This is a genomic window from Paenibacillus sp. LC231 (assembly GCF_001860525.1).
GTDB lineage: Bacteria > Bacillota > Bacilli > Paenibacillales > Paenibacillaceae > Paenibacillus_AQ.
Genome location: NZ_JFOM01000006.1, coordinates 1 through 26,540, shown reverse-complemented (window position 1 = coordinate 26,540; position 26,540 = coordinate 1). Strand labels below are relative to the sequence as shown.

19 protein-coding genes are annotated in these 26,540 nt (G+C 50.0%); 18 read left to right on the top strand and 1 reads right to left on the bottom strand.

Going from position 1 to position 26,540, the window contains the following annotated elements; genetic code table 11:
- Positions 1 to 78: 78 nt before the first annotated feature.
- The 3 genes from AK95_RS03075 (at position 79) to AK95_RS03065 (ending at position 2,843) form a co-directional block, all read left to right on the top strand.
- Complete coding sequence (locus AK95_RS03075) at positions 79 to 813, top strand: class I SAM-dependent methyltransferase (protein ID WP_071218673.1); 735 nt, start codon at positions 79 to 81, stop codon at positions 811 to 813.
- 180 nt (positions 814 to 993) lie between these two features.
- Positions 994 to 1,539 carry an RNA polymerase sigma factor gene (locus AK95_RS03070; protein ID WP_235612986.1) on the top strand — a complete coding sequence of 182 codons (546 nt, stop codon included), beginning with the start codon at positions 994 to 996 and terminating at the stop codon, positions 1,537 to 1,539.
- Positions 1,536 to 2,843 carry a hypothetical protein gene (locus tag AK95_RS03065; protein ID WP_071218457.1) on the top strand — a complete coding sequence of 436 codons (1,308 nt, stop codon included), beginning with the start codon at positions 1,536 to 1,538 and terminating at the stop codon, positions 2,841 to 2,843. Before AK95_RS03070 ends, AK95_RS03065 begins: the two co-directional genes overlap by 4 nt.
- A gap of 141 nt (positions 2,844 to 2,984) precedes the next feature.
- Here the strand turns inward: AK95_RS03065 and AK95_RS03060 are convergent, their stop codons facing one another.
- Positions 2,985 to 4,586, bottom strand: a complete 1,602-nt coding sequence (locus tag AK95_RS03060; protein WP_071218455.1) for a sialidase family protein — start codon at positions 4,584 to 4,586, stop codon at positions 2,985 to 2,987.
- A gap of 131 nt (positions 4,587 to 4,717) precedes the next feature.
- Here AK95_RS03060 and AK95_RS03055 point away from each other — a divergent pair, with 131 nt between their 5' ends.
- From AK95_RS03055 to AK95_RS02985, 15 genes are all read left to right on the top strand, one after another.
- On the top strand, positions 4,718 to 5,773 hold the full coding sequence (locus AK95_RS03055) for a GntR family transcriptional regulator (RefSeq protein WP_071218454.1): 1,056 nt from the start codon (positions 4,718 to 4,720) through the stop codon (positions 5,771 to 5,773).
- A 271-nt stretch (positions 5,774 to 6,044) separates the two neighbouring features.
- Complete coding sequence (locus tag AK95_RS03050) at positions 6,045 to 7,121, top strand: GntR family transcriptional regulator (RefSeq protein ID WP_071218452.1); 1,077 nt, start codon at positions 6,045 to 6,047, stop codon at positions 7,119 to 7,121.
- A 130-nt stretch (positions 7,122 to 7,251) separates the two neighbouring features.
- The gene (locus tag AK95_RS03045; protein WP_071218450.1) at positions 7,252 to 8,634 is read left to right on the top strand and encodes an ABC transporter substrate-binding protein; all 1,383 of its coding nucleotides are present in this window, start codon (positions 7,252 to 7,254) and stop codon (positions 8,632 to 8,634) included.
- A 101-nt stretch (positions 8,635 to 8,735) separates the two neighbouring features.
- Positions 8,736 to 9,629 carry a carbohydrate ABC transporter permease gene (locus tag AK95_RS03040; protein WP_071218449.1) on the top strand — a complete coding sequence of 298 codons (894 nt, stop codon included), beginning with the start codon at positions 8,736 to 8,738 and terminating at the stop codon, positions 9,627 to 9,629.
- An 11-nt stretch (positions 9,630 to 9,640) separates the two neighbouring features.
- Positions 9,641 to 10,477, top strand: coding sequence for a carbohydrate ABC transporter permease (locus AK95_RS03035; protein ID WP_083397511.1), 837 nt, complete (start codon positions 9,641 to 9,643; stop codon positions 10,475 to 10,477).
- 5 nt (positions 10,478 to 10,482) lie between these two features.
- On the top strand, positions 10,483 to 12,978 hold the full coding sequence (locus tag AK95_RS03030; RefSeq protein ID WP_235612971.1) for a family 43 glycosylhydrolase: 2,496 nt from the start codon (positions 10,483 to 10,485) through the stop codon (positions 12,976 to 12,978).
- Positions 12,979 to 13,001: 23 nt separating this feature from the next.
- Complete coding sequence (locus AK95_RS03025; protein WP_071218446.1) at positions 13,002 to 14,768, top strand: glycoside hydrolase family 2 protein; 1,767 nt, start codon at positions 13,002 to 13,004, stop codon at positions 14,766 to 14,768.
- A 1,359-nt stretch (positions 14,769 to 16,127) separates the two neighbouring features.
- Positions 16,128 to 17,141 carry a LacI family DNA-binding transcriptional regulator gene (locus tag AK95_RS03020; RefSeq protein ID WP_071218444.1) on the top strand — a complete coding sequence of 338 codons (1,014 nt, stop codon included), beginning with the start codon at positions 16,128 to 16,130 and terminating at the stop codon, positions 17,139 to 17,141.
- A gap of 22 nt (positions 17,142 to 17,163) precedes the next feature.
- Complete coding sequence (locus tag AK95_RS03015) at positions 17,164 to 18,591, top strand: extracellular solute-binding protein (protein WP_071218442.1); 1,428 nt, start codon at positions 17,164 to 17,166, stop codon at positions 18,589 to 18,591.
- Positions 18,592 to 18,657: 66 nt separating this feature from the next.
- Positions 18,658 to 19,530: an ABC transporter permease subunit gene (locus tag AK95_RS03010; protein ID WP_071218440.1), complete on the top strand. Its 873-nt coding sequence runs from the start codon at positions 18,658 to 18,660 to the stop codon at positions 19,528 to 19,530.
- Positions 19,531 to 19,538: 8 nt separating this feature from the next.
- Entirely contained in the window at positions 19,539 to 20,405 is an 867-nt protein-coding gene (locus AK95_RS03005) for a carbohydrate ABC transporter permease (RefSeq protein WP_071218439.1), read from the top strand.
- Positions 20,406 to 20,427: 22 nt separating this feature from the next.
- Positions 20,428 to 21,750, top strand: a complete 1,323-nt coding sequence (locus tag AK95_RS03000; RefSeq protein ID WP_071218438.1) for a CehA/McbA family metallohydrolase — start codon at positions 20,428 to 20,430, stop codon at positions 21,748 to 21,750.
- Between the two features lie 116 nt (positions 21,751 to 21,866).
- Entirely contained in the window at positions 21,867 to 22,883 is a 1,017-nt protein-coding gene (locus AK95_RS02995; RefSeq protein WP_071218436.1) for a response regulator transcription factor, read from the top strand.
- Positions 22,880 to 24,718, top strand: a complete 1,839-nt coding sequence (locus tag AK95_RS02990; protein WP_071218434.1) for a cache domain-containing sensor histidine kinase — start codon at positions 22,880 to 22,882, stop codon at positions 24,716 to 24,718. Before AK95_RS02995 ends, AK95_RS02990 begins: the two co-directional genes overlap by 4 nt.
- A gap of 115 nt (positions 24,719 to 24,833) precedes the next feature.
- On the top strand, positions 24,834 to 26,372 hold the full coding sequence (locus AK95_RS02985; RefSeq protein ID WP_071218432.1) for an extracellular solute-binding protein: 1,539 nt from the start codon (positions 24,834 to 24,836) through the stop codon (positions 26,370 to 26,372).
- Positions 26,373 to 26,540 lie beyond the last annotated feature (168 nt).

Genomic DNA, 26,540 nt, shown 5'->3' with positions numbered 1-26,540 from the left:
ACAAGTCTGGCGTTGAGAAATGTAAACAGGGTCAATATAATGGGGTGGAAATATAAAAAGAGTGAAGGGGAGATTTTAGTGAAGCAAAACAAGTATGACGATCAGGGATTTTTTGAAAATTACAAACAACTCCCCCGTTCCATCAAAGGATTAGAAGGTGCAGGAGAATGGAGCGCCTTTCGAGCGATGTTTCCGGATCTTAGTGATAGAAAGGTGCTTGATCTCGGCTGCGGATTCGGGTGGCACTGCAGGTACGTAAGAGAACAGCATGCGAGCACTGTGGTCGGGGTGGATATCTCAAGGAACATGCTGGAGAGGGCAAGATTGATGACCGATGACACGAATATAGAATATGTGCAGTCCGCAATAGAGGACTATGACTACCCTGCTAACGAGTTTGATGTCGTGATTAGCTCGCTTGCACTTCATTACATTCGTGATTTCGAGGATATCTGTAAAAAGGTATATCAGAGTCTAACGGTTGGAGGTTCGTTTGTCTTTTCAGTTGAGCATCCCGTATTTACTTCTGTGGCCGAACAAGATTGGTATTATAGTCCGGACGGGAAGAAGCTGCATTGGCCTTTGGATCACTATCATGAGGAAGGAGCACGCCAATCTAGATTTCTTGATAATGATGTCACCAAGTACCATCGGAATATAGCCACACAGATAAATGCGTTAGTGAAAACCGGGTTCCAGTTCAGGGAAATGTCTGAACTTAAACCAGAACGCGAGCAGATTGAGGATCCGGAATGGCATGACGCTTACCGACGCCCCATTTTCTTATTGATCGCCGCAGATAAGCAGGTCTGACGAGCTTGAGCAAAATAAACAGAGGGACACCTAAACAGGTGTCTTTTTTAGTTCACGAGGTGAATCGGTTAAGGTGACAGTCATTCATTATGAAACGCCGGATAATATTCATTGGAATTCGGGAACTTTCATCGACCTTAAAGAGTCTGTTTTGGTAAGGGGGCGAACAGCTTGAGGGAGATGCAGATGCAGCATTCTGCGGAACTGAATATATCGGACATAAGGACGCTGATGGAATTCTACGGTGAGGATGTCTGGAATTATGCTTACGTGATCACCAGAAATACATATACAGCAGACGATGTCGCGCAGGATGTGTTTATTAAAGCTTATCAAAAGGTTGCCTTCTTTCGCGGGGAGGCTTCCGTCAAAACCTGGCTGCTTAAAATTACTCGAAACACAGCGCTCTCCTATCTGAAACGAGCGTTTTTGCGCAAAGTGGTGCTGATCGGCGATCGTTCACCGGGTGATGGACTGAACGGGACGACGTCTTCGCCATCTGCCGAGTCGGAGTATTTGAAACAGGAGGAGGCGGATGAGCTGTGGCAGGAGGTTCTAAAGCTGCCCGGTAAATTTCGAGACCCCCTCGTGTTGAGTGTGCATCATCAGCTATCCATAGAGGAAATATCCGGCATTACCGGTCTTTCGCCAGGGACGGTAAAGTCTAGAATTTACAGAGCCAAACAGAAGGTTGCCGCCAGATTCGGAAGGAGCGAACGACGATGAATGAATGGAAGCCGGATTGGAACCGGAGACTGGCTAGACCCCCTTTTAAGAATCGGCGCTTTGGGGCTGACATGATGGAGGCCGTGGAGATACGGCTTAAAGTTGTTGGAAAAAAACGATCCCGCAGTGGATGGAGCCGAGCCGCTGTGGTTATCGTTCCAGCTTTGCTGCTTGTTCTCGGCGTGGGGATCTGGTTCGGAAACCAGTCGCCATCTATTCCCCAACCGGTAGCTCCAAGTCCAGGTAATCCAGTTACACAGGGGGGAGGAACGTTCGAATCCAGCTTCTTACTTGGGGGTGGAGGCGACTTCGATTGGTGGAACCTTGCGAAAAATGAAGTCAAACAGGCCAATGACCGTACCATTGTGACATTGGCCACAGCACTCTTGCAGCGAGAGCTGGGCATCTGGGGCGGACCATCGCCTGACATATGGGAGCATTCCGAGGTGAAATGGCCGCTTGACCGCTATGATGTGTCCAGCCCTTGGGTGTATGAAGTGCACGTAAAGGAGATAAACGCAGAAGAAGCACAAACCGTATATCAACTTCGTCTGCTGCTGCGGTATTCGATTCCGATGACGTATGAGGAAACGATAGACGTTACCATCCGTAACGATTCACACAAAATCTCGCTTATTGAGCAAATAGACATAGACGAAACGGGAGCACCTATGTATGAAATCAAGGCTGGAGACGAACAGGGGAATACCGTGATATTAAAGGAGGACGCGGAGATTGGCCTGAAGATAACCGGAACTCTGATCCAAAAAGAAGGGATGATCCGCTCCATCCACGTTCAGTATGGCGACATGGAACACACCTTTCATGATTGGAAGAATGTGAGCAACGAAACCTACTATCCGGACGTTGCTTTGCTGCCTGCAAAGAACAACAAGGAGGAAGTCCTTGCAATCATTTTGACAACCGGATACGGTACCAGCATTCGAGAATCGGAGTTGAAACTTCTTACAGAAAATTTTAGACAAGTGATGTCAGCCGATCCGGTGCTTGCGGTAAAATCCAGACTTAGCTATGGTGCGACGGCAGAAGCGGGAAAACGGATCTTTCAATTCACGCTGGACGGGGTAGCTCGCACATTTGAATATATGGAGGAAGACGCGGGATTTTGGCTGGATCAGCCCGCGCTTGGCAACATGGTTAGGTATTACGTTGAGGGAGGCATCTTATATGCATCGGTGCCGATACAGGTTTCGCCTGGCGAATTCCCGGTCGCGGTCCGGCTGCGGTACGAATACGACGGTACAGCGTTTCTTGTGTCGGAAGCCATGTATGGAGAGATGTAAGCCGGCGAGATCAAGGGATGATCATTCATACAACGAATATTGACATAGGGCATGAAGTAGATTTATTTGCTGACTATAATGAGCAGGGGCCGTCCACTGTCATCTTTGATGACTTATGGACGACCCCGGAATTGAAGCCTATTAGTTTCGGAAGAACTCGACCTGATCGATATCCGCCCATTGGGAAGAGGACGAATTGGATACGTAAAATCCGATCGTTGCCTTTCCGCCCGTCACTTGAATATTGGATATCGTGACAGGCGTCCACGCTGTCGTCATCGGACACCCGGTTTGTAGCATGCTGCCTCCATACTCCTTCACTTCCATGACACAGCTGTTCTGGCCCCCGCTGCTGCGCATGCGTGCTCGCATCGTATACGTGCCGTTATCAAGACCGCTAATCGTCTGTCCGACATATGCGGTCGAAGGTCCGCTTGTGCCTGCGAGACCGACAAAGTATGAGCCTTCGGCAGCGGGAAGTCCAACGCCGTCATTGGCTCCATGAATAAGAATCCGATTCGGGTAATCATCGCCGTACGTAGTCCAGCCCGCTACATTGGCTGTTTCAAAGCCGGGATTGTTAACCAGATTGGTTTGCGTCGGTGTCACGGTATGCCCGAAGCGCAGATAGATGCCGTTTGACGGATAAGTTGCGCTGGTGACGGCTGCAACACGAGTGGAATCAACGGCCATTAGCGCATTCCAGTTGGAGGATTTCGTATCGGATACCGGAAACACGTTGGTTTTGTACTGCCATGACGCGCCGTTATCGGAGCTGATCATCGTAAACATCGATGAGTAAGGATCCCCCGTGTTGGCGCTGCTTTCATCTGTTTGGAATGCAGCCATAAGACGACCGTCGGCGAGCTTAACGACGAACGGAGCGCCCGCTTTTTTGCCATTGCCGCTGGGCACGTACATCGTTTGACGGGGAACCGACCAATTGAAGCCGTCCGGCGAAATTTTATATTTGATGACAAAAGGGTGGCCGGCAACGTCCGAGGCTTCGAAAACAGTTATATACCGCCCGTCGTTCATTCGCGTGATGACGGGCATGCCGTCGCGGGAGCCGGCGGCAACTCCGTCACTGACCGTGATCCGGCTGCCCCAGCCGCTTCCGTTCCAAGTCTTCATATACAAATTTTGCAGGCCGGTCGTTCCGACCGCTGCCGGACTGTCGTCCGCATAAAGCACGGCAATCGTGCCGTTGATCATGTCCAGATGCGGCTCCCACAAACCTTTAAAGCTGGAGGCGGTTGAACTTCCGATCAATCCGCCCGGTAAATCGCTCCAAGTGTGACCACCGTCCAGACTTCGCCGAACATTAAGCTGGATCTCATAGGTCGAGCCATTCTGAACGACCTGCCGATAGGCTAACCAGATTTCCCCGCTCGGCAGCCTTAACATTTGACCGTTCCCCACATTGCCCGCGGTGCTTGAGACAGCTGTGACCGGAGTGCTCCATGTATAGCCGCCGTCCTGCGTTCTGGAGACCACAATGCGCGTGTTGCCACCGCCAGCGTTGGTGTCGAAGGATACGAGCCACTCGCTTGGCGTAAGCTTGAGCAGCCTTGGATACCACACACCTCCCGATGGCGGCGTATAGATGGCAATCTGCTGCGAAGCCCATGCCATGCCTGATGAAGCGGCATGAACCGGCGACAATGGAATTGCCGTTAGAGCAAGTGCAAGCATAACAATGAACGAAAGTGGTTTCTTCCAGAAGCCTGTGTTCCGTTTCATATGCAATTAACCTCCCAACCCAAATTAGAAAGCGTTTTCTAAAATGGATTGTATCGTAATTAATATCATTTAAGATATACTAAATATATATTATTTTTCAGTTGGGACTGACGTAAAAAGAGAGGTCAGACATGGAGCAACCGTTATATAAACGTATTCAGAACGATATACGCCAGCGCATTCAGAGCGGCGAGCTGCAAGCAGGAGCCTTGATACCTTCGGAGAAGGACTTGGCCCAGCGGTACGGTGTAAGCCAGATTACATCCAAAAACGCGCTCAACGGTTTGGTGGAGGAAGGCTTGTTAGTGCGATATCGGGGAAAGGGCACCTTCGTTCGGGAGCTGGTCATTCCGGAAGAGCCGCATCTTCAGTCGGGTACGAAAAAGACGATCGCGATTATTTTGCCGACGATGAAAACCAAGATCGACCAGCAGCTGCTGGACGGTCTGGAACGCTATTGTGCGGATAGGGGATACGATCTGTTGATCCGCATTACACGCGAGTCGCAAGAGGAAGAATACCGAGCGATCAAGCAGTTCCAGGAACGAGGAGTCGACGGGTTCATCATTTTCCCTGTCGAGCAGGAAAGCTACAATAACGCTATTCTGCGCTTGTCGCTCGACCGGGTTCCCTTGGTGCTTGTTGACCGTTTCTTGAAAGAGATCAAGGCGTACAGCGTCAGCTCGGACAATTATGCAGGCGTTCGGGAAGCTATATCCAGTCTGCTTGCTGCTGGGCACATGCGCATTGCCTTCCTGTCACCGGAAATTACAAATTCGGTTACGGACGAAAGAGCGAAAGGCTTCGAGGCCGCTTTCATGGAACAAGGCTTGCCTATAGACAAGACATTGTGGTGCATGCTGGATTTGGAGACCATAGCAGAGGGGAACGGACAACGGGAGGTCGTTCGTTTCCTGAGCGATCAGAGCGATATCGCGGCCGTCTTTGCCGTTAACGCGGAGCTGGCCCGCTATGCCTATTATGCCATTCGGGAGATTTGGAAGGGGGCGGGGAAGGAACCTCAGCTGGCCGCGTTTGACGATCCGGATCTCGATGGCATTCCTTTCATCCGTCAGCAATTGGATGAAGTAAGTCGGCGTGTCGTCGATTTGCTGTCGGAACAAATGTCCGGTACGCACGAGCCAAGGCGTGAAGTCGTACCAGTCCAGTGGATATGCCCGGAATGATCTCAACCTCACCTATTACAATTTAAGAATCAATGAAGTAGCCCGCCAAGAAACGGTCTGAACTAAGTTCAGACCGTTTTTTTTGTAGACATCAGAAAGTATAAACTTCGAAGCATGAACATTCCTGATATCGCAAGAAAAAACATCCTATAAAGGCAGTCATTCTCCTTTACGAATCCTCTGATTGATGTTTTAGTCATTTACAAAAGCGAAGTTATATTATAATAATATACTAAATATACTATTTAAATTATAAAGGTTGTGATGGGCATTGAAATCTCTGCCGCTATACAAAAAAATTCAGGAAGATATCAAGCGGCTGATCGCCATCGGCAAGCTGCGGGAAGGCGACCGGGTCCCTTCGGAGAAGGAACTGTCCGAACGTTACCGCGTCAGTCAGATTACAAGCAAAAATGCGCTGGTTGGACTGATGGAGGAAGGCTTGCTCGTCCGGATTCAAGGCAAGGGCACCTTTGTCATGAGCAAGCCGGAGCACGCCACGGCGATTGATCAGTTGGGTGAATGGACGGCAGGTCCGGGCAAAAGCGGGCGGATCGGGTTAGTGCTGCCGACGATGAAAACGAAAGTGGACCAGCGTTTTTTGGATAACATCGAGAAATATGCGTCTGCCGCAGGCTATGAAGTGATGCTGAGAATTACGCGCGAATCCCAGCTAGAGGAATCCAAGGTCATCTCGTCCTTTCTCAAGCAAGGGGTGGACGGCATGATCATTTTTCCGGTTGAAAACGAGACCTACAACGATTCGATTCTGAGGCTCTCGCTGGACCGTTTCCCCTTCGTTCTGATCGACCGGTTCTTGAAGGAGATCAAGACATACAGTGTAAGCTCGGATAACGTAAACGGCACAAGGGAAGCCGTTGAGTATTTGCTTAACAAAGGCCATTCGTCTATCGCGTTCATCTCTCCCGAAATTACGAATACGGTGACGGACGAGAGGGCCCAAGGGTTTGAGCAGGCATTTCTGGAGCATGGATTGTCGATCGACAAAAGCTTATGGTGTCTCCTCCCGCTGGATGAGATCGCATCGGGTCAATCCGTCGAACACATCAGGACGTTTATAGATGACAATCCCCATATTACCGGCATTATTACGGCCAATACGGAGCTGTGCAGAAATGCCTATAAAGCGGCAGTTGCATCGCGTAGGCAGGTGCCGGACGAACTGGAGCTGATCACGTTCGATCCGCCGGATCTGCCGAATGTGCCGTACATCCGCCAAAACGAGGAGGAGATGTGCCGGTTAACCGTAGAGCTGCTAATTGAGCAGATCGAAGGGGCTTTTGAGGCGAGAAGAATCGTGGTGCCGGTCATGCTGGTGAAAGATTAAGGTGAAAGATCGAAAAACGGAGGATAGCCCTAATTTTATACTAAATATAGTATATAAAATTATATTATTATAAGTTACTATGATTTCGTAAAGCGCTTACACCACATCTTTTAAAGAAGAGGGGAATCGCATGAAATCGAAGAACAAATTCGCAGGCATGATCATGCTGCTGCTGATGTTCGCGTTAACCGCTTGCAGCGGCGGCAATGGACCAAATGACGGGGCTGCACCAACCACCCCGGACACTTCATCACCAGGCAATGAAGCTTCCGCCGGGAAGGACCCTAAAGAACCTGTAACGATTGAGTTTATGGGCCACGGCAATCCGAACGAAAAAAAGATTTTCGAAAAGCTGATCGCTTCCTTCGAGGAAAAGAACCCGCACGTCACCGTTAAATACACTTCGGTACCGCCAGGCGAATACTCGCAGAAGATGACGACGCTGATCAGCTCCGGCAAGGTTCCAGACGTATTCTACGTCGGAGGCCCCGAGTTTTACCGCTTCGCGGAGGCCGGAACGCTTCTCAACATTCAGTCCTATCTGGATAAGACCTCATTGTTTAATCCCGATAACGTATGGAAGCAGGCGATGGACCGCTACCGCTTTGACGGCAGCAAGGTTGGCGCCGGAGATGTGTACGGACTGCCGAAGGACGTAGGACCATGGTCATTTGTCTATAACAAGGATTTGTTTGACGAAGCGGGGGTGCCTTACCCTTCCGCAACGGCAGGGGAATGGACCTGGGACGACATGCTGGAAGCAGCCCAACAGCTGACGGTCGACGATAACGGCGACGGAAAGCCCGATCAATATGGTGTAGGCGCTTACAGCCTGGAATCGGCGGTGTGGGGCAACGGCGGTGAATATATCGATTACGCCACCGGCACGGTCAAGGTGAACGAGCCCGAATTTTATGAGGCGATGCAATTTGTTGCTGACCTGAACCTGAAGCATAAGGTCAGCCCGAATCAGGAAGCCGAGCAAGCGATGAATGCATATACCCGCTTTATTAACGGCCAGCTGGCGATGTTTGCGATGGGCCCTTGGGATCAGCCTGCATTCTGGGAGCTGCCTTTCGGTTGGGACATTGCGGCGTGGCCGGCAAGCCCGAATACGGGAGAAACGGCGACCTGGCTCGGCTCGATGGGATTTGCCGTTTCGGCGAAATCCAAACACCCGCAGGAAGCGTTCGACTTGGCTGCCTTTCTGTCCCTGGATGAGCAAGGGCAGCGCGAAAACTACCAGCTCGGCCAAGCGGTTCCTAATCTGATCGATATGGCGGAAGGCGAATTTAAGGAAATGGACAAAGGACCTCAGACACGTCAAGTATTCCTCGATATTATCCAAGATTACGGACGTCCGGACGTGGTAGCTTTCTCTAAGGATACGCAATGGATGGATATGTTCAACCAGAACGCGAGCAAAGTATGGAACGGTGAGTTGTCGGCGAAAGACTTTACGGCCCAGATCCAGCCGAAGATGCAGGAGCTGTACGACAAAGGCAATAAATAATGCCGCTAGGGCAGGGGGCGTCAATTATTCATATCGGCGCCCCCCGCCGTACGGACATCCTGTCATGTCATAACGAAATACAGGCGAAGGTGGAATGAAATATGGGTACCAAGCTTGGCGGGTATCGCAGAAGAGAGCTGGCGTGGTTGTATCTGTTTGTCGCTCCGCCAGTTCTCGGGTTTCTTTTGTTCGGCCTTGTGCCGATCTTGTTCTCGATCTATATCAGCTTTCACAAATGGGATATGCTTACCGATCCGCAGTGGACGGGGCTCGCAAACTATAAGGATCTGTTGAAAGACGAGAAAGTGTTCAAATCGTTGTACAATACGGTCTACTTGATGATCGGCATTCCGCTCGGCATGATACTCTCGATGCTGCTGGCCATATTGATGAACCGCAAATTCGCCGGCATCTCGTTCATGCGAACGATCTATTACCTTCCGGTCATATCGCCGATTATCGCGGTATCCCTGCTGTGGCAGTGGATTTTGAATCAGGATTACGGATTGCTCAACAACTTTCTGTGGGAAACATTCGGCATCACCGGGCCTAACTGGCTGGGCAAGCCGGAGTGGGTGAAGCCTTCGCTCATCCTGATCGGGCTGTGGAGCGGCATCGGCGGTAACATGGTGCTGTATCTTGCAGGATTGCAATCGATCTCCTCGACGTATTATGAGGCTGCGGAAATTGATGGCGCTGGTGCATGGCACAAGCTGACGCGAATTACGATCCCGCTGCTCACGCCGATTCATTTTTTTGTCATCGTTATGGGCATCATCGGTGCGTTCCAGTCATTCAGCCAGATTTACGTGCTTGCGGTGGATGGCGGACCGGAATACAGCGGCGCTACGGTCGTCTACTACATTTTCCAGCACGCGTTCGAGTACTTCAACATGGGCTATGCCAGCGCGGTGGCCTGGGTACTGGGCATTCTCATCTTTATCGTCACGCTCATTCAATTTAAGCTTTCCAATCGATGGGTTTATCAAGACTAGGGGGGAAATCTGTGAAACGGGAAAAAATGACGGACCTCTGGTCGCTGCTGCTGTTGTTATGCGGTTCGATCTTTATGGTCGCACCGTTCATATGGACCATATCGACCTCGTTAAAGGATCGGCGAAACGTATTTGAAATTCCTCCACAATGGATTCCCGATCCGTTTACGTTCGACAACTATGCGAAGGTTTGGCTGGAGTCGCCCTTGCTGCATGGATTTATGAACAGCTTGATCATCGTGGTGATCGTCCTGACGATCGGGATGCTGGTATCTGCGATGTCGGCCTATGCCTTTGGCAAATTCGAATTTCCTTACAAAGGCATGCTGTTCATGGGTTTGCTCGGGACGATGATGATTCCGTATTCGGTCGTTATGATACCGCAGTATATCGGATTCTCCAGGCTGGATTGGGTGGATACACTGCTGCCGCTCATCATACCTGGCCTGTTCGGCAACATCGTTGTCATCTTTTTCATCCGCCAATATTTGCAAAGCGCGATGCCAACGGAATTGATCGAAGCGGCGAAGATCGACGGCTGCAGCTTTCCGGGCATTTTCTTCAAGATCGCGCTGCCGATCATGAAGCCCGCGCTCGCCGCCCAAGCTGCCCTCGGCTTTATGGGCATCTGGAACGATTTTCTCGGTCCGCTGATTTACCTGCATACGCCCGAGAAGCAAACGATTCAAGTGCTGATCGCTTCCATGCAGGCCATGTACATTGGCCAGTCGGATTATCCGATGATCATGGCCGCCGCCATCATCGCCATGGTGCCGGTGATCATCGTGTTCTTTTTTTGCCAACGATACTTTATCGAGTCGATGGCAATCAGCGGAATCAAGGGGTGAGACACATGCCAAGAAGTATGCCGCGCCTGTCGAAGATCGTTTGTTGTCTTGGCATGTTAGGATTAGCGGCCGGATTGGCATTGTCGGGATGCGATTCAAGAACGAAACCGGAGGCGGTCGATTTGGACATTTACAACGAAAAGATTTACGCCAATCCTTTTCCTTCCCTAGAGGAAGAATGGGAGGATTACGGCAACGGGGACCCGTATATACTGCGGCATGACGGCCGCTATTATCTGTATGTCAGTACAAAGGATCACCGGACGGGCATCAAGGCGTGGATATCGGACAATCTGGTCGATTGGAGGTATGCGGGGCTGGTGACGGAGGATCCCGTATCGACCGGCGCCTACGCACCTGAAGTGATTTACTGGAACGGCTGGTTCTATCTCTACACGTCTCCGGCAGGAAAGGGGCATTATGTGTTTCGCAGCGAATCGCCGACAGGCCCGTTCGAACGGATCTCCGACAACGTCGGGATGAGCATTGACGGCTCGGTATTTATCGACGATGACGGCTCATGGCTGTTCACCCATGCTGGTTCGTCGGGCATTGTCGGCGTTCCGATGGATGGTCCCGCCGAATTCGGGGTGGGCCAGACGATCCCAGGGCCCTATTTGGGGCATTGGACGGAAGGGTCCATGATCATCAAACGGAACGGAACCTATTACATGACATATACCGGGAATCATGTGTTCAGCAAAGGTTACCGCATTCATTATGCCGTGTCGCATGATTCGGCGCTAGGTCCGTACACCATTCCGGCCAACAACCCGCTCGTCATCAGCACTAAGCCGGACTTTTACGGGCTCGGCCATAGCTCGACGGTAATGGGGCCCGATCTGGATTCCTATTATCTCGTCTATCATAACTTGACGGGAAGATCCCAGGAGGGCCCGCCCGTACGTCGGATGAACATCGACCGGCTTGTATTCAACGGAGACAAGATGGAGATTCTGGGGCCTACGAATTACGATCAGCCTGTTCCGGGAGGGCCGGTCTTTGCTGATAGGCTGGACGCAGAAGCCATCGATCAAAGCCGCTGGGAAGCAGCGGATTCTGGAGGAAGTGCACAAATCATTAGCAAGGTGAGCACGGATGGAGTCTTTACTGCCGAATATAACTTGGTTCCATCGAAGGCCCCCGTCGCCGCGTTGTTTGCGTATCAGGACACGAATCAATACGGGTTCGCCGAAATCGATCCGGAGCAAAACGGGTTATCCTTAGGCAGAATGCAGGACGGCAGCCGCAAGGTGCTTGCCACGGTGGAGCTTCCCACAGATACGGATTGGTCCAAGCTGCACACGATTCGCGTCGAGCGCGGAGAAGATCGGCTGCGGGTTTATCTGGACGGCGTTCTGAAGCTGGATCAATCGGCGGTACCGTTCGGACCAGGTAAAATCGGTTATCGATACCAAACCGGCGAGCCGAGCTTTTCGTATACGGCATTCTCGAATCACGCCTCCGGCAGCAGCGACTTCGAAACGGCCAAGCCGCTTCCCGGCAGCATGGAAGCCGTACACTACTTAAGCGGTGAAGGCAGAGGGTTCTCGGTCCGCCATCCATCGGAAGCAGGTGCATGGCGCGGTTCGGACCGTACGGCGATTAAGATGGCTGAGGATGGAAGCTATTCGGCTTCGCTGACGGAAAAAGGCGACTGGTTGCGTTATGCCGTGAACGTGTCGGAATCCGGAACGTATGCGCTGGACCTGACGGTCAAGGCCGGAATGGGGCCGACATCCTTCAAGCTGCTCGTGGACGATAAGAAGGTCGAAAACTATAAAGTTGACGGCAGCCATTACTCGGGTAGCGGTAGCGAACCTTGGGTTAAAATTCGGGTTGGGTCTCTTAAGCTCGAAAAGGGATTACATAGCCTTGCCATTCAATTGGACAGCGACCATACGATGGAATGGAAAACGATGGACTTCGAGCTGGTCGACATGCAAACGTTTAAATTGGAGAATCTTCTGGAACAAACAAGCTCCGAGGATGTTCACGGCCAATGGATCGAATCGGACGGCGGGTATGCCGGCGCAGCCGATTCCGATGCCAAGATGTATGGAGGAAGCCCCCTTTGGACCGATTATCGCATCCGAACGACCGTGAAGCTGGGCGACGATCCGTCCGGTCAGGCGGGAGTGCTCTTTCGAGTGACTAACGAGTCGGATTTCCGGGATCAAGTGAGTGATTCGCTGATGGGATATTTCCTTGCGGTCGGCGCTACGAAGCTTGAGCTGTACAAACATAATTACGATTCCGAATTACTGCATAGTGTCAAGGTTTCGCTGAAAGCGAACGAGCCGACAAGCTTGCGAATTGAAGCGGTACGAGGCACGATTCGCGTATATGTGCAGGACGGGGGAGAGCCGATCCTGACATATGATGATCCCCGGGCATTCATGCAGGGGAGAGTAGGCCTGCGATCGGTTCATGCAGAGCAGATCGAGCTCGGCGACTTAACGGTGGAATCCATGGGTACGGAAATAGAAACGATAAACTAACAGAAGATGGAGAGTGGAACATAATGTCTAGCTCGCACAAATATATTAAAGACTATCCTAGACCGCAATTGGTGCGTGAAAACTGGGAAAATCTGAACGGGGAATGGGATTTCCGTTTTGACGATGCATGGGAAGGGGAGAGCGGCAAGTGGTACGACCGTCTTGAAGCCGACCGCAAAATTACGGTCCCCTTCGCGTTCGAAACGAAAGCAAGCGGCATTGCGGATGAATCATTCCATCCCTGCGTATGGTATGAGCGGATGGTTGCCATACCTGCCAAGGAAGCAGGCAAACGTATCCTGCTGCATTTTCAAGCGGTCGATTACACGGCGACCCTGTGGGTCAACGGACACAAAGTTGGCACGCATGAGGGCGGATACGCAGCCTTCTCCTTCGACATTACCGAAGCGGTTGAGGTCGGCCGGGAGAACCGGATTACCGTTCGAGCCGTGGACAGCAACAGCTGTACCCAACCGCGCGGCAAGCAGCGGTGGATGCAGGACAACTTCGGTTGCTGGTACGTGCAGACGACAGGGATATGGCAGACGGTATGGATGGAGTACGTGAATCCGATTCATATCAACCGGGTAAAAATAACGCCGGAGCTGGAACGCGGGTCGGCAAACTTCTGTTATGAACTGGGTAACGCTGGGCAGGACTACAACGGATTGACCCTGCAGACCATCATCCGGTTTGACGGTAAGCTGATCCGGTCGACGGAAACGAGCGTAGAGCGCGGCACCGTAGCAGTTGACGTGAGCGTTGTTAACGAGGCCGTGGGCGAGTGGAAGATCAAGCCGTGGCATCCGAACCATCCGAATTTATACGACGTCGAGATGATTCTGAAGCAAAACGGAAAGCCGGTCGACACGGCCTATTCTTATTTCGGCATGCGGAGCATCCGGATCGTAGGCGATCAGGTCATACTGAATCATACGCCGATCTATCAGAGACTGCTGCTGGACCAGGGCTATTGGAACGATACGCATTTGACGCCTCCATCGGAGGAAGCACTGCTGGAAGACATCGACAAAACGCTGGCCCTCGGCTTTAACGGTGTGCGCAAGCATCAGAAGCTGGAGGATCCCCGGTACTTATATTGGTGCGATCGCAAAGGGCTGCTGGTATGGTCGGAGATGCCGTCAACCTACGAATTCGGGGACGATGCGGTTGAGCGATTCACGAATGAGTGGATGGCTGTCGTCCGCCAGCATTACAATCATCCTTCCATCATTGCATGGGTACCGTTCAACGAGTCCTGGGGGATAACTGACATCGCCACCGACCGCAAGCAGCAGCAATTTACGGAGTCGATTTATCATTTGACCAAGGCATTCGACCAGATGCGGCCGGTCATCGTGAACGACGGCTGGGAACATACGATTTCGGATATCATTACACTCCACGATTATGAAGAGATAGGCGCTATGCTGGAAGAGCGATATCGGGACAAAGACGCGCTGTTGGGCAATAAATTCGCGCATAACACGCATCGTTATCCATTCGCGCAGGGGTATGGCTATCGAGGCCAGCCTGTGATCATCAGCGAATACGGCGGCATCGCCTTTACAAGCGAAGAGGGCTGGGGCTACGGCAATCAAGTTCGTAACGAGGATGAATTTTTGAAGCGATACGAAGGAATTACGCAAGCGATTAAAAATTTGCCATACGTGAGCGGATTCTGCTATACGCAAATTACGGACGTTCAGCAGGAAGTGAATGGCTTGCTGACGATCGAGCGCAAACCGAAAGTGAATATGGAAGCGATTCGAAGCATAAACCTGGCGTAGGTGAATATGGACTGGATTCGAAGCATAGACCTTGCGTAAGCGAATATGGACTCGTTACGACGCATGAACCTGGCATAGGTGAGTATGGACTCGATTCGAAGAATAGTTCTGGCGTCGTTGAATATGGACTTGATACGAAGTATAAGCCTGGCGTAAGCGAAAATGGACTGGAATCGAAGCTAGACCTGGTGTATGCGGTTATGGACTCGATTCGAAGCATTAAGCTGGCGTAGGTGAATATGGACTCGATACGACGCATAAACCTGGCATAGGTGAATATAGACTTGATACGAAGAATAGAGCTGGCGTAAGTGAATATGGACTGGATACGAAGCTAGACCTGGTGTATGCGGTTATGGACTCGATTCGAAGCATAGACCTGGCGTAAGCGGTTATGGACTCGTTATGACGCATAAACCTGGCATAAGCGAATATGGACTCGTTACGAAGCATAACCCTGGCATAGGTGAATAGAGAGCGTCATTGCACACTTTTTCTGGAAAATGTTTAGTTTTCTCGCGAGATATAGGCATGCACAGAAGCAGCAGGGACCCGTCAATGGATAGGTCTCTGCTGCTTCTTTCAGCCGTTTAGGATTTGATTTTCCATATCAAGGGGGAAATACATGCAATAGAATACTCGACCAAAGTGATGGATATGAAGAAGATTAAGGATAAGTTGGTTATATGAATAAGATGGGTATATGGATAAATACATCGGGTTCTTCTAAAGGATCAACTGTGGCAGCGATAATAAGAGCCCAATTAACAATAGCCCTATTTTCAAATTGGAAGTAAAAATAGGCAGGTGCACTGATGTATGCGGACAGGAGGTCCGCTATTTCCCAACAAAAGTACTAATTTCAATGCTTAGCGGACACAGAATCCGTTATTCTCGGTTTTTTCTCTGTTTTTGCGGTGATATACCGGTAATAGCGGAACCTGTGTCCGCTTAATCTTATATTTAGCACCTTTGCTCACAAATAGCGGAATCACGGTCCGCACGGAGTTAGTATAATAGTTTCTTACTCATAATTAGGCGGGAGACCCGATGCGAACCGCTATAAAGTAAAGCGATGCCAATCGAAAATAACTAATATGGCAACCCGGACACGATAGGGGTCGGGTTCACATGAATATACATGCGTAGAAAGTCGCCATAGGCGGCTTTTTTTGATGTGCCGAGAAAAAACAAGAGCAGCATCCTTCATCAAGCTGGTGCAGAGATTTTAATTTTTAATTAACAAAAACCTGCATTCTATTAAATTATTCTTTTTTACAATCAATGGCGTAGGGTTATTAAACCGGTTTAATGATCCAGCAGGCAATGAGAATTTGCTAGAGAAAGGAACAACCATAGATGGCTACCATTGATGACGTTGCCAAGAGGGCTGGTGTATCCAAGGGGACCGTATCCAGTGTGTTCAGCAAAAAAAGGCCGATCAGCCAGCAAGTGACGGAGCGGGTACTGGAGGTAGCCCAAGAGCTGGGATATTTCCCGAATCATCTGGCCCGAAGCCTCGCGATCAAGAGGACGATGAGCATCGGCCTCAAGATCCCTCTCCCGCCTGATGGGACGATGACGGCTTTCGATACTCAGTTGATTAACGGTGTCATCAAGGAATGCTCCAAGCAGGGCTACCGCTTAGTGCTCGACACTTTACCCGAGCAGGATGATCCTACGATGTATTCACAGGATCCTGTCGATGGCGTCATTCTGCTCAACCCGCGAAAGAATGATTTGCGTATCCAACGGTATCTGATGATGGGCACACCCCTTGTGCTGGTGGGGCGGTCGGATCCATATGACGATTCGATCAGCTACGTGGATAACAACAACACAAACGTGGCTCATCAGGTAGGAGATTATTTGCTTCAAGGAGGACATCAATCCATCCTCTTCCTGAATGCAGCCTCCGATATGACCGTGTCCTATGATCGAAAACATGGCTTATTGGAAGCTTATCGCCAGTTCGGTCTGCCGATGCGCGAAGAGTACGTAATGTACTATAATCACAGGCTGCATGCCAACGGTACGGAATACGGATACATGTCCATCATGAATACGTATAGAAACATGAACTATACGGCAGTCATTACCGATACGGACAGAGTGGCTCTTGGCGTGCTGAGGGCAGCCAGGGAGCTTGATATTGATGTGCCCGAACAGTTATCGGTCATCGCCCTCAGCAATGATGCGATTTTAGCTCAAGATATGAATCCAAAGCTGACATCCGTGGAGTTGTCGGCAGAGACGCTTGGAGCCGAAGCAGCCAAGCTGTTGATCGAGAAAATAAGCGATAAACGTGTCCACAGGCAAATCATCATCCCCGCAAAGCTGGTTGTGAGGGAATCCTGCAAATTTCTTATTTAATGACAATTAAGGAGTGGTTAGCTTGGTAAAAAGAAACAAGATCATGAGTGCAATCATGGCTGTAACTCTGTTCGGTGGGCTGCTTGCGGGCTGTTCTCCGAACGCAGGCAGCAGTACACAGGAAGGCGGCATTGCCGCGTCCCAAGCTGCATCGAAAGAAGAACGCACACTCAAAATCATGACGGGTGTCATCGGCGGCAAAACGCCTGAGGAGAACACGCAGTTCGAGCAAGAAATCGAACGTCTAACCGGCATCAAGGTAATGATAAACAAGCCGGCTGCTGACTATGACCAGAAGCTGCTTGCAGCGATCGCTTCCGGAGAAAAATTCGATCTGCTGCAAATCAGCAAAGAGAAGATGTCCACCTTCGTTGAACAAGGAATTCTTACGCCGCTGACCGATCAAGTGAACGCCTCCAAGGTGCTGTCGGATCCAAACGTCATTCCCGCGAATGAGTGGGAACAAGTAAAGACGAAGGATGGCCAGATCTACGGCGTGTTCACCAAGTACCAGGGAGGAACGATGCCGATCGTTCGCAAGGACTGGCTGGACGAATTAAACCTGCCGGAGCCTGCAACGCTGGACGATTATTATAACGTCCTCAAAGCGTTCACCGAACAAGATCCGGACGGAAACGGCAAAAAAGACACGTACGGACTCAGCACGGCCGGCATGTATGAACTGCAGGGTTTCTTCAGCGCAGCGGGCTTGAAACAACGATATGTGGAAACGGCGGACGGCAAGCTGGACGTTCCATATTCTACAGATGCGGCCATCCCGGTTTATGAATGGCTGAACAAGCTGTTTGAGGAAGGCATTCTGGATCCGAACTTTACCACGAATGACACCGGTAAAATGCGAGACCTGTTCCTAACCGACCGGGTCGGCATGATTACGTACTGGGACGCTTGGGTAGGCATGCTGAACAATACGCGCCAGGAACAAGATCCGAATACGAAATTCGAAGCGAAGGGCTTGCCTGGTGCAGCCGACGCAAACGGCAACCACATGCTGCGCAGAGGCGATCCGGATGTTTGGGTTATTCCCGTCAATGCGGAGCATCCGAAAACAGCCTTTGAATTCATTGAATGGTGGCATTCCGAGGAAGGTATTACGCTGGGCAGCTTAGGCATAAAGGATGTGGATTACACGGTTGCCAACGGCAAATACGAATTGACCCAAACCGGTAAAGAGCATGCTTCCGACCATGGCGTTCCTTTCTGGTATAACCGCAACGTCGAACCGCCTTTCGGTAAACTGCCGGGCGTCCAGGAAGCGCAGGATCTCGTCGATCAATACGCTTCCTTGGAATTAACGCCTCCGAATTGGGCGAATGCCGAGAAGATTATCAATGAATATTCCTTCAAAGCGATCATGGGCGAAATGCCGGCTGCCGACGCCGTAAAGAAAATGCGAGAAGAGCTTAAAGCAGGCGGACTTATCGATTAAAGCATGAGGAGGGGCGGTGATGGCGGCCGCGCCCTTCTTTATTTTTTAATAAGGGGGCGAAATTCCGTGAAAGCCATATTCAAATACAAAACCCTATATTTTATGATGCTTCCTATCCTGGCCTACTTCCTCATCTTTTCCTTTTATCCGCTGGCCCGGGGACTTGTTATCAGCTTTCAAGATTACCGGCTTATCGGAGACCGGCCCTTTATCGGTTTCGATAACTATCTGAGTGTGCTAAAGGATCCGGTTTTTTGGGAAGTTTTTCAGAATACGATCGTAATCGGCACCGGAAGTTTTATCATCAACTTCTTGTTGCCTCTGATTCTCGCGCTCTCCTTAAATGAAGTGGCTTCCGCCTGGTTCAAAAAAATGACCCAGATGATCGTCTATTTACCTCATTTATTCTCTTGGGTTGTCGTAGGCGGGGTGTGGATTCTACTGCTGTCTCCGGATACGGGCATCGTGAACCAAATCATTCAGCTCTTCGGTGGTCAATCGGTCGGGTTCCTGTCTTCGGACCGTTATGCCCGCTTCGTCATGATCCTGACTTCAGGTTGGAAGGAAATGGGGTATACCTGCATTATGTACCTGGCCGCCATTGTGAACATTAATCCCTCGTTGTATGAGGCTGCGAGCATGGACGGAGCCAGTCGCTGGCAGAAGGTCCGTTACGTCACCATTCCGATGCTTCGCTCCACCATGAAAGTGGTCATCATGTTGAACGTTTTGGGAATCCTGCGTTTGTTTGATCAAATATTCGTGATGAGTAACGGCGCCATTGCCAATAAAGTCGATGTCATTATGATGTACACCTACCAAAAGGGGATATTGGAATTTAGCGTTGGACCTGCTACGGCGGCCGGCTTCCTGGTGATTATGGCAACATTCGCGCTAACGTACGTAACAAGAGCGGTGATCCGCTACGATGAAGGGTGAGTCGGTAGATGAAATCAACGAATAAAATCAGCTTGCCGGGCCGTGTGTTTGATGCGGTTAATATTCTGTTCCTCCTTCTGCTCGTTTCAACCATGGTTATCCCTTTTTTAAATACGCTTGCGCTTGCATTTTCATCAAATTTTGCTTCCATGCAGCCCGGGATCGTACTGTGGCCCAAGGAATTCAGCCTGGAGGGATTCTCCACGGTGTGGAACCGCATGAAGCTTTATTTGCCATTTACGAACAATGTCATTGTGACCGTTGTCGGTACCGTAGGTCATGTGTTCCTAAGTTCTATGGCTGGCTATGTGCTGATTCAAAAAGGGCTTCCCGGAAAAAAGTGGATGTTATCCGCGATCCTGCTAACGATGATGATTCCGAGCGAGGCGATCATGATCCCGCTGTATATCGTGAATCAGGATTTAGGACTCCTGAACACGTTGTCCTCACTCATACTTTCCGGGTTCGTATCCGGCTTCAGCGTCATGCTCATGCGAAATTTCTTTTTGAGCGTCCCTTACGAGATGTCGGAATCGGCGCGGATCGACGGAGCCGGGGATCTTTGGATTTTCTTTAGGATGTACTTGCCGCTTGCGAGAGCAGGGCTGGCAACAGTTACGCTGTTTGAATTTGTCAGCCGCTGGAACCAATTCACGCCAGCCCTCCTGTATATAAATGACTCGTCCAAATATACGCTGCAGATCGCGTTGAAATCGCTCATTGTCGATACCGATTCGACCTCGAGCAACTTTCTTATCACGACCAATGTCAGAATGGCAGGGATCGTCATTGCGCTTCTTCCGCTAATCATCATCTATCCGTATGTGCAAAAGTATTTTGTTAAAGGAATGTTTGTCGGTGCAAATAAAGAATAAGCAGAATGGAGGAGGCAGTCGTATGACTAAACAAATCGAGCGAATGAACACCTTAGCTTTCCAACGATACATTGAGCATTCGGAACAAAGTATGTACATCGAAGTCCCGTTTCAAATGCCGGAGCATGTCGAAGAAATCCACGTGAGCTATCAGGTGGAATCCCACGGCGATGATGTCGCAAAAGCCGTCATTGATTTAGGGATCCGGGACGCTGAGAGAGTAAGAGGCTGGAGCGGAGGGGCACGTCAGGAATTTAGCATCGGTCTGAATCAAGCGACTCCAGGATATCTGCCTGGACGGTTGGCCCCAGGAGATTGGGCTATTCTCCATAACGCATACAAGGTTCCCGCTCAGGGTTGTACGGTCACGATCGAAATCGAGTTTACCTACAAGATATCGCGCTGGCTGAAGGGAGATCTTCACACGCATAGCGTTCATAGCGACGGCACTTATACTCTTGAAGAGAATGCGGCCATGATGGAGAGTTTGGGCTGCGATTTTATAGCCATGACCGATCACAATACGAACAGCCAAAACCTTGCGTATCCCCGCGGGACCTCGGTACTGATGATACCGGGTACGGAGTTTACGACGAATTATGGTCATAGTAATTTTCTCGGCGTGACGAACCCCATGGATGATTTTCGCGTATCGGGAATATCCGATGTGCACGAGAAGTTTCGAGTCGCCCGCGAACGGGGAGCCAAGATTGTGCTCAACCATACGCACTGCGATAACTGCCCGTGGGAATGGGATTTCGATGTGGATTACGACTGGGTAGAAATTTGGAACGGCCCTTGGAGAGAGCACAACAGACGCGCGCTTTCTTGGTGGCAGGAGCAGCTCGTTACCGGAAGACGTCTGGTAGCCGTAGGGGGAAGCGATGTGCATCGACCGGACTCATATGTGAAGCATGCGATGCCATGCGTATGGGTCTGGACCGATGAAAAAACGGTGGAAGGCGTGCTGAACGGCATTGCGGAAGGCCATGTCGTCATCACTTATTCGCCTGATGGTCCTTTTGCTAACCTTCAGTGCGGCGAATACGGGATTGGTGATGAAGTGCCCTATGGGCACGCCGATCACGAGGTGGTCGTTCAACTGGATGATTTGATTCCGGGCGATCGGATTCGTCTGTACACCGAGCGCGGTCTTGAGGAAGAAACTTCTGTTGACTCGGAAGGAGGCGTTACACTGACGGTTAACGCCATGCATAGGAGATTTTTGCGGGCTGAAATTTGGCGGAATCTTGATCTGGCCGACGGCTTGTCGATGGCGGCAGTGACAAACCCCATTTATTTTGCTTCAAGAGAAGATACGCGATCATTGAATCACGAGGATTAAAGCCTTGATCATACATTTGCGCCTAGTAAAAGCAGGAAAATATCATGCATTCACGAAATCCTCTTTATATCCTGAGAATCCTGGATAATTGCTAACGATGGAGGTTTATCGCTCAAATGTACACCGTTCTGATAGCCGAAAATGAACCATGGGTCTTGAAAGGAATCGTCGAGATGGTGAAAACCGCCGGTGAGGAATTCCAGGTGGTAGGGGAATGCAGCAATGGAAAAGAAGCGTGGAGCATGATTCAGGAAGTGTGGCCGATGCTCTTGATTACGGATATCATGATGCCTGAGCTGGACGGGTTATCTTTGATCAAGCGAATAGCGGAGCATCGGATTCCACTTGTATCCGTGATTATCAGCGGCTACGACAATTTTCAATATGCCCAGAAGGCCATGAGTTATGGCGTTTCGGAGTATTTGCTAAAGCCGGTAGAATTTGAAACCCTGACCGAAGCGCTAAGCAGATCCAAGGAGAAGCTGGAATCTCTGAAGGACCTGAACGACTATATCGTTAAGTTCCAGTCGCTATTGGATAACAACCAGGGATTGGCGCTTGATACTCTCATGCAAAAGCAAAGCCACCTAATTCAGTCCGTCTTAAGATTACATGCTCTGAGCAAAAATGCCCGGATTGGGCTGCTGAATATTATGGAGACCAAGCTCAAGAGCCTGTTGAATGAAATCGGCGCTGCGTCCGAGGACATCCCTAAATATGTATCTAATGATGATGGGGCCATCCTGAAATACTACATGGCGCTGCTGGAAAAATGGTACCTCGAGTATCCGGGAATGGGGAAAGCGAGCCTGCCTGAAGCCATTGCCCAATCGTGCCGATACATTGAGACAAATTATAAATCAAATCTGTCGCTCACGGAAATGGCGAATCTAACAAATTTCAGCATTTCCCATTTCAGCGCGTTATTCAAAAAACATACGGGCAGCTCACTCGTCGGTTATGTCAATCGATTGCGTATGGATGAGGCCAAAAAGCTGCTGAGAACTACCTCGTACGCTGTGTCCGAGATTGCTGAAATCGTCGGGTACACCTCTTCGCCATATTTCACACGAGTATTCAAAGCGCATACCGGAGTTGCTCCCCTCGAATACAGAAGGAGGATGGGCTCATGAAATGGCGTAACTGGCATCACCGTTTCTCTTTTCAGACGAAGATCCTCGGGTTGGTGCTGTCCGTTAGCTTTATTTCCATTTCACTGATGGCAGTTTTCACGTCCTATTACTATACAGAATCGGCAAAAGATGATTTTTACATGATTGCCCAGGATTCTACGGCCCGGATTAATCATCAGCTCGACCGGTATTTTACGCAAATGGCCCAATCGACTTATGCATCGATTGCCGGTCCGCTGCCCTCCAATTCGCTGTTAGGCGACAATCCGGAGAGCGGACTTCTGCAGAAATGGCTCATTAGCGGTGAAATGTTCAGTAGAGAACAGGAAGCGCTCGTCGAGGGCATCATGTCAAAGTATATTGCCATCAACTATTCTAATGTCCTGGGGATTGTACTCCGTTCACTGGACGACCGATTAATTTATTCGAAAGATCACGCCTTGAATCATGCCATGATTAAGTACTCGCCATGGCTAAGCAGCCCCTTATCCGATAAGCTGAACATCGTCCCCTCACACTACCGTCATGAAGATGCCGTCATGGCTGCATACCCCTATATTACGCTGATTGTGCCCATATTTGATCCGAATTCCCTCAAGCTCGTCGGAAATTTGAACATCGCTTTATCCATTACCGAAATTCAAGACATTCTCGGACAGACGAGACTCGGGAGAACGGGGTTCTTTTTTATTGTCGATTTAACAGGAGAGATCGTGTATCACCCGGACATGAACTTGGCCGGTCATCGTGTCGAGGATACCGCTCTGGGTGCACTGCCGCTCGGTGAGCAGGATGCTGTAATCAAACGGAACGGAGAGAAAATTCTGATCTCCGGGAACCGCTCGGAAGTGACCGGCTGGAATATGGTTGCTTCTGTACCCATGCATGAAATGGCGAGCGGGCTGGACTTCGCGCGCAAGGCAACGTTCTTTGTGATGACAGGCATTATTATCGTATCGTTGCTGTTTATTCCGAGAATGGTCAGCCAAGTCGTCCGTCCCATTCTTCGCTTGCGGAACCTGATGAAACGGGTGGAGACCGGCGACACGAATGTCCGTGCGGAGGTGGTTGAAGGCAAGGACGAGATTCAGCAGCTTAACGGCAGCTTTAATCAGATGACGGCAAGGCTGAATGAACTCATTCACACGGTACATCATCTTGAGATCAACGAGATGCAGCTGCAGCTGCGGCAAAGGGATGCGCATATCCAGGCACTGCAGAATCAGATCAACCCGCATTTGCTCTACAATACGTTGGAAATTATCAAAAGCATCGCCTTTATCGAGAAGGTGCCCACGATTGAGAAAATGGTGACAAGGCTTGCGGGTGTGTATCGATATACATCAAAGATGCCCGGTTCCGAAGTGCTGCTGCGGGATGAGCTGCGGAATTTGCAAAATTATTTGGATATCATTCATATCCGGTTCGATCATTTTCGAAGCCGGATATCGGTGCCTGAATCCTGCATGGATTGCCGGATCATCAAGCTGTCGCTGCAGCCGATCGTAGAGAACAGTGTAAAGTATGCGGTTGAACCAAGAAACGGAAATGCCCATATCGCGGTGGAGGCATATGAGAAGGATGGCGACCTTGTCATTGACGTTACGGATAACGGCAGTGGTTTTCCAGAAGAAGAATTGCAGCGGATTGTCCAGAGAATGAAGTATGTGGAACAACAGGCAGAGCCATCGGACCACGAGGAATCGGTTGGCATCCTCAATGTCCATGCCCGAATGGCTTTAAAATACGGCCCTCCATACGGCGTATGCGTGCATTCAGTATCGGGACAAGGAAGCAAAGTCACGCTTCGATTCCCAAAAAAGACAAACACATGATCAGAAATTCGGATAAAAACATCATCATTATGTGAAAAAGTGACCCCGGACAACAAGATATATTAAAGATGCATGAAGGACAAATTCCAAAAATTCGTAATGGAGGTCACCCGAAGTGAAAAGAACGTTATCAATGATCCTGGTTATGAGTCTGGTGTTATTGTCGATCGTTGGATGCACATCCACGGGAAAAGAGGATGCAGGTACGGCTTCCGGTGCGAACGGAGAGAAAGACGATTCCAAGAAAATAAAAATCGATATGATGATCGCTTCATGGAAGGGTGGGGGCTGGGCGGACAACCATCATCCGATTATCAAGCATATCAATGAAAAATTTAATGTGGATTTGCAGATTCAATGGGTTCCGAATGCCAATTTTGCCGAGAAACTGAACGTGATCGCCGCATCCGGCAAACTGCCGGATATTATACGCATGGATAGTCCAAGCCTATACTTGAAATGGGTGGAGCAGGGCGTGTTCCTGGATTTAAAGCCGCATTTACCCGAATATTCAAATTTGCAAAACATAGCAAAGCCGGAAGAATGGGCGCTGCTGAACCCGAAAGATCAAATCTTCGGCATTCCGATATACGCCACAGCCCAGAACACAATTTATGTAAGAGCGGACTGGCTTACTAAGCTGGGAATCCCCGTGCCAACCGCAGAGCAATTCACCATCGATACTTTTTATGAAATAGCCAAAGCTTTCACGACCCAAGATCCGGATGGCAACGGGAAGAACGATACCTTTGGATTCTCGGCGCTTGGCAACTCGAGCCTTATGGGAATACCGGAGCTGTTTGCAGCATTCGGATTAGCGAACGGCTGGAAGGAAGAGGACGGCAAGCTGATACCGATGCAAACCCAATCGGAAGAATGGAAAGCATTCCTTACTTTCATGAATCGCGCCTATAAGGAAGGCGTGCTTGACAAAGACTTCATTACCAACACGAATTTCAATGAAAAATACGCGCAAGGTAAAGTAGGCTTTGCCGACATGCATTATCAGTTTAGCCAACAAACCAACCAGCAGCTGCAGACCATTTCCCCAGGAGCCGAGTTCGTGGAGCTGGCGCCGCCGATGGGAGCAAACGGAACGCGGGGCACATCCACGCCTACGAGCGGAACCATTAAGGTCGTTTTAAGCAAGGACGTCGATGCCGAGAAGCGGGATCGCATTCTGGAAATGTTCGATTGGTGGGTTTCTCCCGAAGGGGAAGACATCCTCAAGAATGGAATTGAAAATATCCATTACAAGAAAAACAGCAATGGAGCTTATGAGATGACCGATGAATTGAAGGCTGAAGGTGAGGGGCGTCAAAGTCTCTTGTGGAACTGGGTATTGCGAAACAATTCCAATACGTTTAACACGTACAAATGGAGCGACCCGACTTGGGCAAAGGAAATGGAGCAATCCATTGATAACGCAGGCAAATATCCATATAAGAACGCGTCCGACGCTTACATCTTCTCGTCAGCCACATACTTGGCGAAGGGGACAGCCCTAAACGAAAGTTTCCATAAATCCGTCATCGAAATCATTGCAGGCAAAAAACCGGCGGAACGTATAGATGAAGCGATCGCGGAATGGAAGCGAGACGGCGGAGACAAGATCATGGAGGAAGTGAATGCCGCTTATACAGCGAATCCATAACGTTCGCCTGAAGGACCCGAGCGGCTCCAGCTGCTCGGGTCCTTTTATTGTAAAAAGAAAACCATACGCTATGCGTATGGTTCAGGATAGCTTAAGCGTTGTATAAAAAAAATCCTCCGAAGTGTTAAGATAAATTCGGTTCGCCAACCAAATTTAAAACACGAGGAG

Bases quoted from the DNA above. Each gene is read 5' to 3' on its own strand.
- AK95_RS02995 (WP_071218436.1), top strand. From the start codon at position 21,867: ATGTACACCGTTCTGATAGCCGAAAATGAACCATGGGTCTTGAAAGGA.
- AK95_RS03005 (WP_071218439.1), top strand. From the start codon at position 19,539: ATGAAATCAACGAATAAAATCAGCTTGCCGGGCCGTGTGTTTGATGCG.
- AK95_RS03030 (WP_235612971.1), top strand. From the start codon at position 10,483: ATGCCAAGAAGTATGCCGCGCCTGTCGAAGATCGTTTGTTGTCTTGGC.
- AK95_RS03060 (WP_071218455.1), bottom strand. From the start codon at position 4,586: ATGAAACGGAACACAGGCTTCTGGAAGAAACCACTTTCGTTCATTGTT.
- AK95_RS03000 (WP_071218438.1), top strand. From the start codon at position 20,428: ATGACTAAACAAATCGAGCGAATGAACACCTTAGCTTTCCAACGATAC.
- AK95_RS03070 (WP_235612986.1), top strand. From the start codon at position 994: ATGCAGATGCAGCATTCTGCGGAACTGAATATATCGGACATAAGGACG.
- AK95_RS03055 (WP_071218454.1), top strand. From the start codon at position 4,718: ATGGAGCAACCGTTATATAAACGTATTCAGAACGATATACGCCAGCGC.
- AK95_RS03045 (WP_071218450.1), top strand. From the start codon at position 7,252: ATGAAATCGAAGAACAAATTCGCAGGCATGATCATGCTGCTGCTGATG.
- AK95_RS03020 (WP_071218444.1), top strand. From the start codon at position 16,128: ATGGCTACCATTGATGACGTTGCCAAGAGGGCTGGTGTATCCAAGGGG.
- AK95_RS03025 (WP_071218446.1), top strand. From the start codon at position 13,002: ATGTCTAGCTCGCACAAATATATTAAAGACTATCCTAGACCGCAATTG.
- AK95_RS02990 (WP_071218434.1), top strand. From the start codon at position 22,880: ATGAAATGGCGTAACTGGCATCACCGTTTCTCTTTTCAGACGAAGATC.
- AK95_RS03040 (WP_071218449.1), top strand. From the start codon at position 8,736: ATGGGTACCAAGCTTGGCGGGTATCGCAGAAGAGAGCTGGCGTGGTTG.
- AK95_RS03065 (WP_071218457.1), top strand. From the start codon at position 1,536: ATGAATGAATGGAAGCCGGATTGGAACCGGAGACTGGCTAGACCCCCT.